The organism is Leucobacter sp. gxy201 (assembly GCF_051043335.1).
GTDB lineage: Bacteria > Actinomycetota > Actinomycetes > Actinomycetales > Microbacteriaceae > Leucobacter.
Genome location: NZ_JAMXWS010000008.1, coordinates 12,815 through 28,975 on the forward strand (window position 1 = coordinate 12,815; position 16,161 = coordinate 28,975).

A 16,161-nucleotide genomic window follows, 5' to 3' on the forward strand; every position below is an offset into this window, starting at 1 on the left:
CGGAACGCGCATGACATCGGAACGGGGGAGCAGGCAGGACATCGTGTTCTCGGCCGCGCGCATCGCGGAGCTGCTGGCCGAGCCGGGCAAGGCACCGCTCGCGCCGACCGATGAGCAGCGCGCGGTCATCGAGCACCGGCTCGAGGGCAGCGCGCTCGTCGTCGCGGGAGCCGGCAGCGGCAAGACCGAGACGATGGCGAACCGTGTGGTGTGGCTCGTCGCCAACGGGCTCGTGGCCCCCGAGCGGGTGCTCGGCCTCACCTTCACGCGGAAGGCCGCAGGAGAGCTGCGCGACCGCATCGTCGCCCGCCTCGAGACCTTCAGCTCGCGCTTGATCGATGCGGCGGAGCGGGGCCTACTCACGGAGCCCGAGGCGCTGCGGGCGACCGGGCTCGCGGCCGAGCTCGGAGACGGCCTCGCGCTGCCCGACGTCAGCACCTACAACGCCTTCGCCGCCGGGGTGCTGCAGGAGTTCGGCACCGCCGCGGGCATTCCGCCCGGCGCGGCGGTGATCGACGAGGCCACGGCGTGGCGCGTGGCGCGCGAAGTGATCCTCGCGAGCTCCGATGCCGGGCTCCGCGACAGCGAACTGCGCACCCCCGAGCTCATCCGCCAGGTGATCGGCATGGATCATTCCGTGTCAGACCATCTCACCTCGCTCGCCCGCGTCGAGCAGGTCGTCGAGGAGTTCGGGCGCGTCATCCGGCTGCCCTACAACGAGAAGGAGCTGCACGGCGAGCGCAGCGGCAAGATCTACGCTCCCGTGCGAGACGCGGTGGCGCACCTCGGCGAGACTCCGCTGATCACCCGTCTCGCAGCGGAGTACGCGGCGGAGAAGCAGCGGCGCGGCCTCATCGAGTTCTCGGATCAGCTGGCCCTCGCCACCCGCACCCTCGAACGGGCGCCCGAAGCGGCCCGTCTGCTGCGCAGCAGATACGGGGTCGTGCTGCTCGACGAAGTGCAGGACACCTCGGTGGGGCAGACGCGACTGCTCGCCAAGATCTTCGCGGGTGCCGCCGTGATGGCCGTCGGCGACCCGCATCAGTCGATCTACGGCTGGCGCGGTGCCTCGGCCGAGGGGCTGCAGTCGTTCCACCAGGACTTCCGGGGCCGGAAGCCCGCCGGCAGCGGACGGACGACCGAAGCCGGGGCGCCCGCGACCCTGACGCTCTCGACCAGCTGGCGCAACCCCGAGGCGGTGCTGGGCGCCGCGAACGAGATCGCGGCGCCCCTCGCGGCCGACGCCGCGATCGACGTGCCGAAGCTCCGGCCGCGGCCCGGTGCCGCGGCCGGAGACGTGGAATGGCTCTTCGCCGAAACGGTGCACGAGGAGCGGCAGCGGCTCGCCGAGTGGATGGGTGCTGCGCGGCAGCAGCACCTCCGCGAGTACGGCGAGCTCCCGACCGCCGCGGTGATCTTCCGCAAGCGGAGCCCCATGGCGGCCTTCGCCGCCGCGCTCACCGAGGCGGGCGTGCCGAACCGCATCGTCGGGCTCGGCGGCCTGCTGACCACGCCCGAGGTCACCGATGTCGTCAGCGCTCTGCGCTGCATCTGGTACGCCGATGCGGGCGGCGACCTCATCCGCCTGCTCGTCGGGCCGAGGTTCCGCATCGGCGTCGCCGATATCGCGGGCCTGCGCGATGCGGCGCGCTGGTTCGCCGAACGAGATCTCTCGCTGCGGCGCCTCAGCGAAGAGGATCGCCGCGCCGACAGCGTGCTGCCCGACCCCGACCGGCGGTTCACGCTCATCGACGCGCTCGACCAGATCGTCTCGATCAAGGACCCGGAGCACCGCGCGCTCGCCGGCATCAGCCGGGTCGGTGTCGAGCGCCTGCGCGATGCCGGCCGCATGCTCGCGGCGCTGCGCCAGCGCGTCGGCGGTGACATCGGCGAACTGATCTCCGCCTGTGTGCACGCGCTGCGTCTCGATATCGAGCTCGAGGCGAACGAGGCGCGGGGCCACGACGGGGGAGCCGCCGCCCTCGACAATCTCGAAGTCTTCTCGGAGCTCGTGGAGGGCTATCTCGCGGTCGACTCGCGGGGCACGCTGCCGTCGCTGCTCGAATGGATCGAGCGGGCGACCGAGGCCGACGAGGTCGCCGAACGCGTCGCCGCCCCGGCACCGGGCACGGTGCAGCTCATCACGGCCCATGGCTCCAAGGGGCTCGAATGGGACATCGTCGCAGTGCCCCGGCTCGTCGAGGGGGAGTTCCCCGGCGCTTCGCGCAGCGGGGCCGGCTGGCTGCGCAGCGGGCAGCTGCCCGACGAACTGCGCGGCGATGCGGCCGCGCGCCCCGAGCTCAACTGGCGGATCGCGGCGACGCAGCAGGAGCTGCGCGATCGCATCGCGGAGTACCGGGAGGCCCTCAAGGAGCGGCATGCCGAGGAGGAGCGCAGACTCGCCTACGTCGCGGTGACCCGTTCGGCCGGTCGGCTGCTGCTGAGCGGCTCGTTCTGGGCGGGGCAGACGAAGCCGCGGCCGCCGTCGCGCTACCTGCGCGAGCTCGAGGAATCCGGCGTCATCTCAGGGCTGCCCGAAGCGAGCGCGCACGAGACCGACCCGTCCGAGGTCGAGGAGCTCACGCTCCGCTGGCCGCTCGACCCCCTCGGCTCCCGGGCCCGGCCGGTGCATCGCGCCGCCGAGGCGGTGCGGCGCGAACTCGCGCTGCCGGCGCGGCCCGACGCGCCGATCGACGAGACGGTGCGCCTGCTGCTCGCCGAGCGCGATGCGCAGGGCGCGGCGCAGGCCGCGGCGCTGCCCGAACGCATCACCGCATCGACGTTCCACGAGTTCGTGGAGCATCCCGAGCAGGCGGAGCGGGGGCGCCTGCGCCCCGTGCCGCAGCGCCCGTACCGGCGCACGCGCATCGGCAACCGCTTCCACGAGTGGGTCGAACGCCGGGCGACCACGGCCGCCGGCACGGCGCTGACCCTTTTCGGCTACGACCCGGAGGAGTGGGATCCGGGAATCGCCGAGTTCGAAACCGAACGCGAGCTCGAACCGCTCATCGAGCAGTTCGAGCGGTCGCGCTGGGCGGGCCGCATGCCGATCGCCGTCGAACAGGAGGTGACGCTGCCCTTCGCCGGCAGAACCCTCGTCTGCAAGCTCGACGCCGTCTACCTCGACCGCGACGAGGCCGGGGAGGAGCGCTACGAGGTCGTCGACTGGAAGGCCGGTCGGTCGCCCCGGAACGAGCGCGAGCGCGCCACCCGCTTCTTCCAGCTCGACCTGTACCGGCACGCGTACGCGCAGTGGGCCGGCGTCGCCCCCGAGCGCATCGACGTCTCGCTGTTCTACGTCGCCGAGGGGGTCGAGCTGCGCGGCGGCGAACTGTGCACGCTCGCCGAACTCGAGGAGGCGTGGCTGCAGGCGGCGCATCGCCTGCAGAGCCCCGCCTAGAGCGCCGCGTCGTTCCGGGCCCCGTCGAGCGCGGGAGGGCGGAGCATGTCGAGGAACGCTTGCGCTGCCGGTGCGGGATTGAATGCGCTCCACGCGAGGTATTCGGTACGGGTCGGGCCTCCGGCGACAGGGATCGTGCGGAGGTCGTCGGCGCCGGTCGGCACCACGGCCGGTGAGAGCAGGGCGATGACGAGGCCCTGCCTGACCAGGTCCAGGATGAGATCGGTACTCATCGCTTCGAATGCGACGTCGCGACGCACTCCGGCCGCATGGAACGCGAGATCGGAAGGCGCACGGCCCGGGGTGCCGGCGGGGAAATCGACGAATACCTCGTCGGCGAGATCCACCAGCCGCAGCCGTCGTCGCCGTGCGAGTCGGTGCGCGGAGGAGAGGACAGCGACCAGGCGTTCACGGGCCAGGACGCGTGCGTTCACGCCTATCGGGGGCGTGCTGTCGGGGAGGCCGAGGACGGCGGCATCCATTCGGCCCGCGCGGATTGCTGCGATGAACTCGTCGCTGCCGCCTCCGCGCAGTCTGATCCGCACTTCCGGATGGGTGCGATGGAATCGCCCGAGGCCGGCGGGGATATCGATCGCGGTCACGGTGGGGATGACCCCGACGGTGAGGGTTCCACGGATGCGTCCGTTCGCCGCGGCGGCGTCCGACACGGCCCGCTCGGCGGCAGCGAGGCTCGCCCGTGCCTGCGCTACGAACGCTGCACCGGCGGCGGTGAGCTCGACGCGGCGGCTGCTGCGGGCGAACAGCGCGACCCCGAGCTCGCGTTCCAGCGCCTTGACCTGGTGGCTGAGCGATGACTGCACCACGAAGCACCGTTCGGCGGCGCGCGTGAAGTTCATCTCCTCTGCGAGGGCGATGACGTACCGCAGCTGCTGCAATTCCATGCATCTATGGTCTCAATGCATCATTGATATGGCAACAATCTATTGGACACATGAGGCGAGTGGCCCGACGATGAGTGCATGAGCATCACGACTCCCGCCCCGGCATCGCAGAGAGCTCCGGGCGCCTCCCCGAATCGAGCGACGTGGACGGCGATCACCGCGATCGTGCCGATGGTGTGGGGAACCACCTACATCGCCACCACGCACCTGCTGCCCGAGGGGCATCCGCTGTTCGCTGCGATGATGCGTTCGCTTCCGGCAGGGGCGATCGCGCTGCTCATCGCTCGGCAGCTGCCGCGCGGGGCCTGGTGGTGGCGGAGCCTCGTGCTCGGCACCCTGAATATGGGGGCATTCTTCCCGCTGCTGTTCGTCGCGGCCCAGGAGCTCCCCGGCGGCGTTGCCGCCACTCTGGGGGCCGCGCAGCCCATTGTCGTCGCATTCCTCGCCGTGGTGATTCTGCACGAGAGGCTGTCGGTTCGGCGGGTCTGCTGGGGCGTGCTCGGCATGAGCGGTGTCGCCCTCGTCGTCCTCGGGCCCGACGCCGCGATGTCTCCCGTCGGCGTCATCGCCGGGCTCACCGGAGCCGTGTCGATGGGCACCGGGGTCGTGCTCACGAAGAAATGGGGCCGCCCCGAGGGGGTCTCTCCGATATCGCTCGCGGGATGGCAGCTCGCCGCCGCCGGTCTCGTACTCCTCCTGCCCGCGCTGCTCATCGACGGGGTACCGCCCGACATCGACGGCGCCGCGTGGCTCGGCTACGCGTGGCTCGGCATCGCGGGGGCGCTCGTCGCCTACACGATCTGGTTCGCAGGCATCCGACGCCTCCCGGTCACCGCGACCGCGCTGCTCGGCCTGCTGTCCCCGCTCGTCGCCGCGATCCTGGGCGCCGCGATCGCCGGAGAATCCCTCACTCCCGTGCAGCTCCTCGGCTTCGCCCTCGCGCTCGTCGCGATGCTCGCCGGCCAGCTGCCCTCCTCGGCGGCCCGGTCGGCTCAGCGGGGGAGATCCTCGTCGCCGATGGGCTCGGTCGGGTGATCCGAAGCATCGTCCGGGGCGGCGGCCGATGCGTGCTCCGACGCGTCGTCGTGCTGCTGGATGTCGGGCATGACATCGGTTTCCGCGTCGGCCGAGGATTCTGAGGCCTCGGCACCCGACTCCTCGGAGCCTCCGCCCGCCCCTGCGTCTGCGCCCGTCCCGGAGCCGTCCGGGGCGTCGGTCTCGACGAAGGCCTGCTCGACCCCGAACATGCGGTCCTCGTCGAGCGCCTCGTACGCCGCGGTCTCCGAGAGATGGTCGACCACCTCGGGGGTCTCCTCGAGCATCGCCTCGACCTCCTGCTCGCTCAGCGTCGGCCGCGACGCAGCGGCGACGGGCACCGAGATCAGGGAGTCGACGAGCCGGTCGAGCATCGCGACGGCGTCGTCGACGACCTCCTGATCGTGCGCCTCGACGCCGTGCAGCAGCCAGCGGGCGACCTCGAGCTCGCGGTAGAGCCGGGCGCGCACGGTGAGCGAGGCGAGCGATCCCGCGCTGCGCAGGTTGCCGTAGCGCGGCACGACCGCTTCGAACACCCCCGCGCCAGCTGCGATCAGCCACGAGAAATCGACGGCCGGGTCGCCGGTGCCGAACTCCGACCAGCCCTCGATGCCGACGATGACGTCGTCGGCCACGAGCAGCTGCGCGGCGTCGAGCGAACCGTGCACCATCGTGGGCGCGAAATCCCAGACCTCGCTGCTGTCGAGCACCGACATCCACCGCTCCCGCACGGTCTGCGGCAGCAGGCGCGTGCCCTCCGCGCGCTCGACCAGCCGGCCCACCTGCTCGCGCAGTTCGCGGCTGCTGCGCACGGGGAGCCCGCCGTGATGCGCGATCGTCGTGGGTAGATCGTGGATCGCCGCCAGCGCCTTCGCGATCTCGGGGACGAGGATCGCGTCCTCCGCCAGATCCTCGACCGCGAACCGCAGCCCGGGCAGCGACGTCGACACCACGGCGCGTGTCTCGCCCGCTCGCGTCATGCCGAGCGTTTCGGGCACCGAGAACGGCAGCAGCGCGCGCGACCCCTCGGTGAGCGCCGCGAGGCCGAGCAGTTCGGCCGATTGGCGCACCTCGGCCGGCCCGCTGCGGGGCACGCGCACCAGCAGCTCGCCGCGATCCGTGTCGATGACAGCGGTGGCATACGCCGTGTCCTCATCGTGGGGGCCGACGCTCAGGACCTCGAGGCCGGGCACCGCCGACGTCGCGAGCGCGGCTAGAGTGAAGGGGATACTGGCCATGTACTCAGCGTATGCATCAGTGCTGCGGGAGCCCTCGCGCCACGCGCATCGCCCCGATACCGCGCCGATGGACGACCGAGCGATCGGATGGAGAAGAACCGGATGACAGTGGACGTGCCACCGTTCGCAAGTGGACTGCTCGACCGCGACGCGGCGACGCGGATGAGCGAGGACGGGCTGCTCGCGGCCTGGGCCGACCCGGCCGCCCGCGTGCTGCGGCTGCACGGTCTCGAGATCCCGGTCTTCGGCGACGGCGCGCACGGCCTCGGCCTGGTGCTCGCTGAGACCGACGGGCGGTACGCGCCGGCGCGCGAGGACGGCTCCATCGGGCACGTGTACCTCGGGCGCCGCGACGGTGCCCCGGTGTTCGCCGAACTCGCGGCGGAGACGACCGTGCTGCCCGATGGCGCCGAATGGATGCACCCCTTCCAGGCGGGCGCCCGGCTCTCGCAGATCGACCGCGAGCTCGTCGCGGTCGCCTCGGCGCTGCTGCGCTGGCACGAAGCAGCGGCGTTCTCGCCGCGCGACGGTGCCGCGACCCTCGCGGTGCAGGGCGGCTGGGCCAGGCACGACGCTAGCGGCAGCGAGTTCTTCCCGCGCACCGACCCGGCCGTCATCGTGCTCATCGAGCACGAGAACCGAGTGCTCCTCGGCTCGAACACGCTCTGGGAGACCGGACGATTCTCGCTGCTCGCCGGGTTCGTGGAGGCCGGCGAGTCCCTCGAACAGGCGGTGATCCGCGAGGTCTTCGAAGAGTCCGGTGTGCGGCTCGGCGCGGTCGAGTACCAGGCTTCTCAGCCCTGGCCGTTCCCGCGGTCGCTCATGATCGGCTTCAGAGCGCGGCTCGCACCGGGGGCCGATCCCGACGATCTCGTCCCCGACCCGACCGAGATCTCCGAGCTGCGCTGGTTCTCCCGCGACCAGGTGCGCACCCCCGACCCGGGCATCACGCTCCCGGCCGGTACCTCGATCGCCCGTTGGCTGCTCGATCGGTGGGTCGCAGAGGGTGACTGAGACCGAGGGGATCCTCGACGCGCTCGACCCCGAGCAGCGCGAGATCGCCGAGAGCCTGCGGGGGCCCGTGTCCGTGCTCGCGGGCGCGGGCACCGGCAAGACGCGCGCGATCACGCACCGCATCGCCCACGGCGTGCGCAGCGGCGTCTACGACCCGCAGCGCGTGCTCGCCGTCACGTTCACGAGGAAGGCCGCGGGGGAGCTGCAGGGGCGGCTGCGCGGCCTCGGCGCCGAGGGCGTGCGCGCCCAGACCTTCCACGGCGCGGCGCTCGCGCAGCTGAGCCACTTCTGGCCGCAGCTGGTCGGCGGTCTCGCGCCCAAGGTGCTGCCGGGCAAGGTCGCGACCGTCTCGCAGGCGGTCGAGGGCATGGGGCTGCGCCTCGGGTCGGAGGCGCTGCGCGATGTCGCGGCCGAGATCGAGTGGCGCAAGGTGTCGATGCTGAGCCTCGACGCGTACGCCGATGCGATCGATGCGCGCGCCATCCCGGTCGGGCTCACCGGCGAGCAGCTGGTCGATGTGCAGCACCGGTACACGGAGCTGCTCGAGGAGCGCCGGCAGATCGACTTCGAGGATGTCATCGTGCTCGTCACCGGAATGCTCGAGACCGAGCCGCGGGCGGCGGTGCAGGTGCGGGAGCGCTACCGGTTCTTCACGGTCGACGAGTACCAGGACGTATCGCCGTTGCAGCACGCGCTGCTGCGGGCGTGGCTCGGCGACCGCGATGACGTCTGTGTGGTCGGCGATGCGAGCCAGACGATCTACTCGTTCACGGGGGCGTCGAGCTCGTACCTGCTGCGGTTCGGCGTCGAGTTTCCGCAGGCGCGCCAGATCAGGCTCGAACGCAACTACCGCTCGCGCGAGCCGATCGTGCGGGTCGCGAACCGGTTGATGCGCGACCGGCCCGGTGCGCTGCACCTGCGCGCGACCCGTGAGGAGCCGGGCGCGAAGCCGCAGTTCGAATGGTTCGCCACCGAGCAGGAGGAGGCCGCGGGGGTGGCGGAGTCGATCGCCGCGGCGATCTCCGCCGGCACTCCGGCCTCGGACATCGCGGTGCTTTACCGTACGAACTCGCAGTCCGCGCGCTTCGAGGAGCAGCTGCGCAGGCTCGGCATCGCGGTGCGGGTGCACGGGGCGCAGCGCTTCTTCGACCGCGCCGATGTGCGGCAGGCCGTCATGCTGATCCGCGGCGAATCGAAGGTCGCCGACGACCGTCCGCTGTTCCAGATCGTGAGCGACGCGCTGCGCGTGCTGGGCTGGACGGCGCAGGCGCCCGAGGGCGCCGCCGAACGCGACAAATGGGAGGCGCTCTCGGCGCTGCTCTCCCTCGTGGACGAGATGCCGACGGGCACGGGGATCGCGCAGTTCGCCGACGAGCTGACGGCGCGCCAGAAGGCGCAGCACGAGCCGACCCTCGACGCGGTCACGCTGAGCGCCGTCCATGCGGCGAAGGGGCTGGAATGGGCGCTGGTGCATCTCGTCGGGATGACGGAGGGGCTGCTGCCGATCGCCCATGCGCAGACCGAGGAGGATATCGCGGAGGAGCGCCGGCTCGCCTATGTCGCCTTCACGCGTGCGCGGGATGCGCTGCGCGTCTCCGGCGTCGCCGGTGGGGCCCGCACGCCGCGCGAGCCGTCCCGCTTCCTCTCGGAGTCGGGCATCATCGCCTGACGGGGGCGGCTTCGGCTGCGCCGGCCCCGCCTGAGGCGAAATCGGTTTCGATCGGGTCGCGGCAGCTGCACCCCGGGTGGGGCGGCACCGACTCCTCCCGTGCGGGGCCGACGGGCCGGCCGTGCACGACAGGGATCACCCAGCGGGTGCGCCGCGCCGCCGCCGCACCCGCCCGCCAGTCGCGGACCAGTCTCGAGATGTAGGCCGCCGCCGCTTCGCTCGCCGCGGCGGTCTCGCTGCGCGGGACCTTCCCGTGCAGCTGGATCGCGAGCACGGGGAGGGCCGGGTCGCGCGCGACGAGCCCGAGCGAGACGCAGCTGTGGCAGGGCGACCCGTCGGGCTCGACGATCGGCCCGATCTGCACGACGCGGTCGCTGAAGCGCAGGAGCAGGTGGGGCACGCCCATCGCCCGCCAGCGCTGGGCCCGTTCGAGCGGCTCGAGGTAGCGTTCGACGTGCACGACGAGATCGCACTTCTCGGCCCGGGCCTCGGCATCGACGTCGCAGTGCTCGAGCGCGCCGAGCACGGTGCGCAATCCGGGCGCCTCCCGGCCCTCATCGGAGACGACGAGGCGCAGGCGCGGCGGAGCGCCTTCCTGCGCGCCGCCGCCGCGCAGCGCGCGCTCGCGCCGCAGGGCCGGTCCGAGCGCGGACATGAGGTCGCGGTAATCGCGAGGTGAGACACCGCGCTTGCGCGCTTCCTCGCGCAGCTTGCGGGTCGGGATGCCGGTGCAGAGCGCGCCGAGGAGGCGCTGCACCGCAGCCGGCGGGCGCACGATACGTGCTGCAGCGCGCTCGAAGCCGATGCGCACGGTATCGGCGTCTTCCCAGCACAGCGGGAGGTCGGGGTCGATGCGGGTGATCTCGGTCATATCTCGAGTCTGCGCGAGAAAACCGATGTCCGTAGGTTATCCACAGCCGGATCCGAGAAATCCGCGATCCGCTCGGTCCGGTCGAGCTGTGGAGGAAGGTCGGCCCGGCCGCAGGCCCGCAGCGACGCCGCCGAACTGCGCTGCAGGTCGGCTACGCGGGCCGACTATGCGGTCCCGGACGAGCCGGGCGCCCCGTCCTCGCCGTCCTCGCCCTCGTGCGGCGGCAGTTCGCCGTCGAGCAGCTGCGCGAGCTGCGCGTCGAAGTCGTCGTCGCTCGACTGGGGCCCGGTGCCCGCGAGCCCGAGCCGCTCGAGCAGCCGCGCCGGGTGGTCGAGCTCCTCCGCGGTCGGCAGCAGGTCGGGATGCGCCCACAGGCCATCGCGGGTCGCCGCATCGCTGCGCTCGGCGACCAGCCGCCAGGCGGCCGCCGCATCGCGCAGCCGGCGCGGCCGCAGCTCGAGCCCGGCCAGCGCGCTGAGCGCGTGCTCCGCAGGGCCCCCCGCGGCGCGGCGCCGGCGCACCATCTCGGCGATGCCGTCCGCTCCCGGAAGGCGCTTCGCCGCATCGGCGGTGACGACGTCGACCCAGCCCTCGACGAGGGCCAGCATCGTCTCGAGCCGCGCATGGGCGGCCTGCTGCTCCTCCGTCTTCGGCGGGATCAGCGCACCGCCCGCGATGAGCTGCTGGATCTGCTCGGGGTGCGACGGGTCGATCTCGTGGGCCATCTCCTCGATACGATCGGTATCGATGCGGATGCCGCGCGCGAAATCGGTGATCGCTGTCACCAGGTGCAGACGCAGCCATTTGGCATGGCGGAACAGGCGGGCGTGGGCGAGTTCGCGCACCGCCAGGTACAGCGTCACCGCCTCGGCATCCTGGTCGAGGCCCTCGGCGAATGCGGCGACTCCGCCGGGGAGCAGCGCACCGCCCTCGCGGCCCTCGCCGGAGATCAGGGGGATGCCGATGTCGCCGGCCGAGACCACTTCGCCCGAGAGCTTGCCGACGACCGTGCCGAGCTGCACCGCGAAGAGCGCACCGCCGACGCTGCGCAGCATCGGCGCGGCGCCCTGCAGCGCACCGCTGAACTCCTCGGGCATCTGGGTCTGCAGCGCGTCCATCAGCGCCCGACTGATCGATTCGGCGACCGGCTCGGCGAAGCTGATCCAGGTGTCGACCGTCTGCTGCACCCATTCGATGCGCGAGAGCGTGCGCGGCGAGTCGGCGGTCGCGCCGAGCTCGGTGACCTCGTCGAGCCAGAGCGTCGCTACGGGGAAAGCACGCATCGCAGGGGCGGGGTCGGCGCTCGTGCCGCCCGCGCCGGCGACATCGATCGCCGTGCGACGGGTGACCGACCAGTCGATGCCATCGCCCGGCCGCTGCATCGCGCCCTGCAGCGTGGAGAAGAGGCCCTGCAGCGTTGCCGGGTCGCCCGGAATCCCTGCGGCCTTCGCGAACTGCTCCGCATCGAGGCCGCCCTCGGGCATCCCCTGGCCCGACAGCATCTCGCGCAGAATGCGCTGCAGCTCTTCGAAATCGTCGCCGTTCTCGTTCGCGCCCATGCCGAAATCTCCTCGTCCTCGTCGCATCAACGGTACGGCACAGAGCCCGGTTCCACCTGCTAGATTGACCGCTGCAGCGCCAATTCCCATTGCGCCCACTGCGAACAGATGCCCGGGGCCCGAGCGCCCGATCCCTGTCGAGGAGCAGCAGTGCACGAATCCGAGCCCGCGCAGGGTCGCGAACGCGAACGGCGTCGATCGCGCGCGCTCCTCGTCACCGCGACCGCCGCGTGCGCCGTGCTGCTTACCGGAGTCATCCCCTCGCCCTACGCGATCGAACGGCCCGGCCCCACCGTGGACGTGCTCGGCAGCGTCGCGCTCGAGGGGGAGGAGCCGCGGCCGGTCATCGAGATCGACGGAGCGGCGCGCGAAGCCGAGCACGCCTCCGGGGCCGACGGCGCAGACGCGTCGGGCCGGGGATCGTTGCGCCTCCTGACCGTCTCCATCTCGGGCAGCCGCGAACGCCCGAAGAGCTGGCTGTCGCTGCTCCCCGGGCTCATCGACCCGGCGCAGGAGATCAAGCCGGTGGACGAGCTCTACCCCGAGGGGGTGAGCGAGAAAGCGCGCACCGAGCAGAACATGGTGCTCATGGAGAACTCCCAGGAGCAGGCGGCGGCCGCGGCCTTCGCCCATCTCGGGGAGGACGTGCCGGTGACGCTCACCGTCGCGGGCATCGCCGAGGGGAGCCCCGCCGAGGGCGTGCTCGAAGAGGGCGACGTGCTCGTCGAGGTCGCGGGGGAGTCGGACTTCGACTTCGCGCAGCTGCGCGAGAAGATCGTGGCGAACGGCGCGGACCGGCCGCTCGCGCTCGCCGTCGAGCGCGACGGCGCCCGTGTCGATGTCGAACTGGTGCCGGGCGTGCCCGACGGCGGGGGAGAACCGATGATCGGGGCGGTGCTGCAGTCGGAGTACTCGCTGCCGCACGAGGTCGATATCGCGCTCGCCGATATCGGCGGCCCCAGCGCGGGCCTCGTCTTCGCCCTCGGCATCATCGACCTCATGTCGGCGGAGGCCCCGTTGGCGGGGATCGATGCCGCGGGCACCGGCACGATCGATGCCGCCGGCAACGTGGGTCCCATCGGCGGGCTCGAGCAGAAGATGTGGGCGGCCTCCCGGGCGGGCAGCCGCCTCTTCCTCATGCCGGTCGGCAACTGCGTCGACCTCCCCGAGCGCATTCCGGGCGAACTCGAGGTCGTGCCGGTAGCGACGCTCGAGGAGGCGGTCGCCGCGGTCGAGACGGTGGCGGAGGGCGGCACGCCCGCCGGTATCGAGGCCTGCGGCGCACCCTGATCGCAGGTCGCGCCGAGCGTTCGCCGTCGGCGTGCGGAAGTTGTCAGTGGCGGCCGCTAGGCTGGTCGGGATCGCTTCGCAGTCGCGCGATCCCGCGCGAGGAAAGTAGAGGGACGTGACCGAGCAGAACGCTGCCCAGACGACGAATAGACGCCGGATGTCGCCATTGGCGATCACGATCGTGCTGGTCGTGATCCTCATCCTCGGCTTCCTCGGATTCGCCGCGGTGATGTCCGAGGTGCTCTGGTACCGCCAACTCGGCTTCCTGCCCGTGCTGACGACGCAGTGGATCGCCGCGGGCATCATGTTCCTCGTGGGCTTCCTCGGCATGGCCGTGCCCCTCTTCCTGTCGATCGATATCGCCTACCGCACGCGCCCGGTCTACGCGCGGCTCACGGCCCAGCTGGATCGGTACCAGGAGATCGTCGAACCGCTGCGCCGGGCGGTGAAGTGGCTGCTGCCCGCCGTCATCGGGCTCTTCGCCGGGTTCACGACCGCGGCGAGCTGGCAGCGCGTGCTGCTCTGGCTCAACAGCGCCCCCTCGGGCGAGAAGGATCCGCAGTTCGGCCTCGACGTCTCGTTCTACCTCTTCGATCTGCCCGTGCTCCAGGGCATCGCCGGCTTCGCCTCGGGCGTGGTGCTGATCTCGCTGATCGCGGGCGTCGGCACCAGCTACCTCTACGGCGGCATCGCGTTCTCGGGGCGCAATGTGCGCATCTCGAAGGCCACGCGCATCCAGACCGCGGTGCTCGCGGTCGTCTACCTGCTGCTGCAGGGCGGCAGCCTCTGGCTCGACCAGTACCGGGTGCTCAACGATCCGACCGGGCTCATGACCGGTGCCATGTTCCAGGACGTGCACGCGGTGATCCCGGGCAAGCAGATCCTCGCAGGCATCGGCGTGCTCGTCGCGCTGCTCTTCCTCATCACCGCCTTCACGGGCAAGTGGCGGCTGCCCGTGGTCGGCACCGCGCTGTTCCTCGTGTCGAGCATCGTGCTGGGCATCGGCTACCCGTGGTCGGTGCAGCAGTTCCAGGTCAAGCCCGATGAGAAGAGCCTCGAGGCCGACTACATCCAGCGCAATATCGACGCGACCCGTGCGGCCTACGGCATCGAAGACGTGAAGACCGAGCGCTACGACGCCGTCACCGACGCCGAGCCCGGCGCGCTGCGCAACGACGCCGTGACTACCGCGAACATCCGCATCATGGACCCCGAGATCATCTCGCGGACCTTCGCACAGCTCGAGCAGAGCAAGCAGTACTACAAGTTCCCGAACTCCCTGAACGTCGACCGCTATGAGATCGACGGCCAAGTCGAGGACACGGTGTCGGCCATTCGCGATATTGACATCTCGGGCCAGAACGGCTGGTACAACCGCACCCTCGTCTACACGCACGGCTACGGCCTCGTGGCGGCGTACGGCAACCAGCGTTCGCCGGGCGGCGAACCCGTCTTCCTCGAAAGCGGCATTCCGACCGCCGGCAAGCTCGGCGAGTTCGAGCCCCGCGTCTACTTCGGCATGAACTCGCCCGAGTACTCGATCGTGGGCGGCGACCGTAAGAAGTCGATCGAGATGGACTACCCGGCCGACGCCGAGAGCAACGCGGAGGCCGCGGCCGACGAGACCGCCGATTCGGCTCCGGCCGAGGAGACCCCGGCCGCCGACGAGCAGACCACGACCGAGGACTCGGGCGAGGGCAGTTCGCGCCAGAACCTCACCACGTTCTCGGGCGACGGCGGCCCCGAGCTGTCGAGCCTCTTCACGAAGCTCGTCTACGCGCTGAAGTTCCAGGACCTCGAGGTGCTGCTCTCCGGTGCGGTCGTCGACGGCTCGCAGATCCTCTACGACCGCAACCCCGTCGAGCGCGTGCAGAAGGTCGCCCCGTATCTGACGGTCGACTCTGCCCCGTACGCCTCGGTCGTCGACGGCAGACTCGTCTGGATCATCGACGGCTACACGACCTCCGCCGACTACCCGTACTCCGAGGTGCAGGACATGAACGCGCTGACGGTCGACGCCGATAACGAGCGCGTGAGCATCGCGCCGAAGCCGGTCAACTACATCCGCAACTCGGTGAAGGCGACCGTCGACGCGTACGACGGCTCGATCTCCCTGTACGCGTGGGACAGCGAGGATCCGCTGCTCAAGGCCTGGGACAAGGTGTTCCCGGGCATGCTGCAGGACGTCTCCGAGATGAGCGGCGACCTGCTCAGCCACGTGCGCTATCCGACCGACATGTTCAAGGTGCAGCGCGAGATGCTCGCCACGTACCACGTGACCGATCCCGGTGCGTACTATTCCGATGAGGACGCGTGGATCACCCCGTCGAACCCGGTCAGTCAGAGCAGCGATGGCGAGCAGGCGCCCGCGCAGCCGCCGTACTACCTGACGCTCGCAGCGGGGGCGAACGAGGAGCCCGAGTTCTCGATCTACTCCACCTACATCCCCGACGCCCGCGGCGAGGGCGCCCGAGACATCCTCACGGGATACCTCGCGGCGAATTCGAACGCCGGCAGCGAAGACGGCAAGGTGGCGGAGAGCTACGGCACGCTGAAGCTGCTCGAACTGCCGAAGGGCAACACTCTGCCCGGCCCCGGCCAGGTGCAGAACAGCTTCAATACCGACCCCAAGGTCTCGACCGACCTCAACATCCTCGACCAGCGCGGCACCAAGGTGCTGAGCGGCAACCTGCTCACCCTGCCGGTGGGCGGCGGCCTGCTCTACGTGCAGCCCGTGTACATCGAGGCGTCGTCGGGCACCCGGTTCCCGCTGCTGCAGAAGGTGCTGGTCTCGTTCGGCGACGACATCGCGTTCGAGGACACGCTCGATGCCGCCCTCGACGAACTCTTCGGCGGCAACTCGGGCGCGAGCGCCGGTGACGGCGGGGTCGAGGACGCGCCTGCCGACGACGGCGGGGCCACGCCGCCCGAGGAGCCGTCGACCGGGGCGGGCTCCGGCGACAGCGGGGCGTCGCTGAAATCGACGCTGCAGGACATGCAGCAGGCGATCGAGGATCGCGACGCGGCGATGAAGGACGGCGACTGGGCCGCCTACGGCGAGGCCGATGCGCGCTTGCGCGCGGCGATCGAGGCGGCCCTCGCCGCGGAGTAGCCCGTCGCGAGGGCAGGCACAGAGGCCGCTGTCCCGGAACGCGCAAGCGGACCGGGACAGCGGCCTCTGGC

General features: G+C 71.3%; 10 protein-coding genes. 6 read left to right on the top strand and 4 right to left on the bottom strand.

Features of this window, described 5'->3' with window-relative positions:
- The first annotated feature begins 10 nt into the window (after nt 1-10).
- Entirely contained in the window at nt 11-3,400 is a 3,390-nt protein-coding gene (locus NHL51_RS12105) for an ATP-dependent DNA helicase (RefSeq protein ID WP_434144127.1), read from the top strand.
- Here the strand turns inward: NHL51_RS12105 and NHL51_RS12110 are convergent.
- A complete protein-coding gene (locus NHL51_RS12110; protein ID WP_434144129.1) occupies nt 3,397-4,302 on the bottom strand; it encodes a LysR family transcriptional regulator in 906 nt (301 codons plus the stop codon). The genes NHL51_RS12105 and NHL51_RS12110 overlap by 4 nt on opposite strands.
- Before the next feature lie 78 nt (nt 4,303-4,380).
- On the opposite strand from NHL51_RS12110, the gene NHL51_RS12115 reads away from it, so the two are divergent.
- On the top strand, nt 4,381-5,337 hold the full coding sequence (locus NHL51_RS12115) for an EamA family transporter (protein ID WP_434144130.1): 957 nt from the start codon (nt 4,381-4,383) through the stop codon (nt 5,335-5,337).
- Here NHL51_RS12115 and NHL51_RS12120 read toward each other — a convergent pair.
- A complete protein-coding gene (locus NHL51_RS12120; protein WP_434144132.1) occupies nt 5,295-6,575 on the bottom strand; it encodes a phosphotransferase in 1,281 nt (426 codons plus the stop codon). The genes NHL51_RS12115 and NHL51_RS12120 overlap by 43 nt on opposite strands.
- 102 nt (nt 6,576-6,677) lie before the next feature.
- Between NHL51_RS12120 and nudC the strand changes: the two genes are divergently transcribed.
- Together nudC and NHL51_RS12130 are read left to right on the top strand one after the other, a co-directional pair.
- Nucleotides 6,678-7,589 (top strand): NAD(+) diphosphatase, encoded by a 912-nt coding sequence (gene nudC / locus NHL51_RS12125; RefSeq protein ID WP_434144133.1) that lies wholly within the window; start codon nt 6,678-6,680, stop codon nt 7,587-7,589.
- Nucleotides 7,582-9,258: an ATP-dependent helicase gene (locus NHL51_RS12130; RefSeq protein WP_434144135.1), complete on the top strand. Its 1,677-nt coding sequence runs from the start codon at nt 7,582-7,584 to the stop codon at nt 9,256-9,258. The genes nudC and NHL51_RS12130 overlap by 8 nt, the downstream gene beginning before the upstream one ends.
- Here the strand turns inward: NHL51_RS12130 and NHL51_RS12135 are convergent.
- Nucleotides 9,248-10,129, bottom strand: coding sequence for a hypothetical protein (locus NHL51_RS12135; protein WP_434144136.1), 882 nt, complete (start codon nt 10,127-10,129; stop codon nt 9,248-9,250). The two genes, NHL51_RS12130 and NHL51_RS12135, sit on opposite strands and share 11 nt — an antisense overlap.
- A gap of 164 nt (nt 10,130-10,293) precedes the next feature.
- Nucleotides 10,294-11,688: a zinc-dependent metalloprotease gene (locus tag NHL51_RS12140; protein WP_434144137.1), complete on the bottom strand. Its 1,395-nt coding sequence runs from the start codon at nt 11,686-11,688 to the stop codon at nt 10,294-10,296.
- Between the two features lie 150 nt (nt 11,689-11,838).
- Between NHL51_RS12140 and NHL51_RS12145 the strand changes: the two genes are divergently transcribed.
- Nucleotides 11,839-12,978, top strand: coding sequence for a YlbL family protein (locus NHL51_RS12145; RefSeq protein WP_434144138.1), 1,140 nt, complete (start codon nt 11,839-11,841; stop codon nt 12,976-12,978).
- A gap of 115 nt (nt 12,979-13,093) precedes the next feature.
- The gene (locus NHL51_RS12150; protein ID WP_434144139.1) at nt 13,094-16,090 is read left to right on the top strand and encodes a UPF0182 family membrane protein; all 2,997 of its coding nucleotides are present in this window, start codon (nt 13,094-13,096) and stop codon (nt 16,088-16,090) included.
- Nucleotides 16,091-16,161: the final 71 nt, after the last annotated feature.

What these genes read in the sequence shown, in the direction of transcription:
- NHL51_RS12105 (WP_434144127.1), top strand. Translation starts at nt 11, where the DNA reads ATGACATCGGAACGGGGGAGCAGGCAGGACATCGTGTTCTCGGCCGCG.
- NHL51_RS12110 (WP_434144129.1), bottom strand. Translation starts at nt 4,302, where the DNA reads ATGGAATTGCAGCAGCTGCGGTACGTCATCGCCCTCGCAGAGGAGATG.
- NHL51_RS12115 (WP_434144130.1), top strand. Translation starts at nt 4,381, where the DNA reads ATGAGCATCACGACTCCCGCCCCGGCATCGCAGAGAGCTCCGGGCGCC.
- NHL51_RS12120 (WP_434144132.1), bottom strand. Translation starts at nt 6,575, where the DNA reads ATGGCCAGTATCCCCTTCACTCTAGCCGCGCTCGCGACGTCGGCGGTG.
- nudC (WP_434144133.1), top strand. Translation starts at nt 6,678, where the DNA reads ATGACAGTGGACGTGCCACCGTTCGCAAGTGGACTGCTCGACCGCGAC.
- NHL51_RS12135 (WP_434144136.1), bottom strand. Translation starts at nt 10,129, where the DNA reads ATGACCGAGATCACCCGCATCGACCCCGACCTCCCGCTGTGCTGGGAA.
- NHL51_RS12140 (WP_434144137.1), bottom strand. Translation starts at nt 11,688, where the DNA reads ATGGGCGCGAACGAGAACGGCGACGATTTCGAAGAGCTGCAGCGCATT.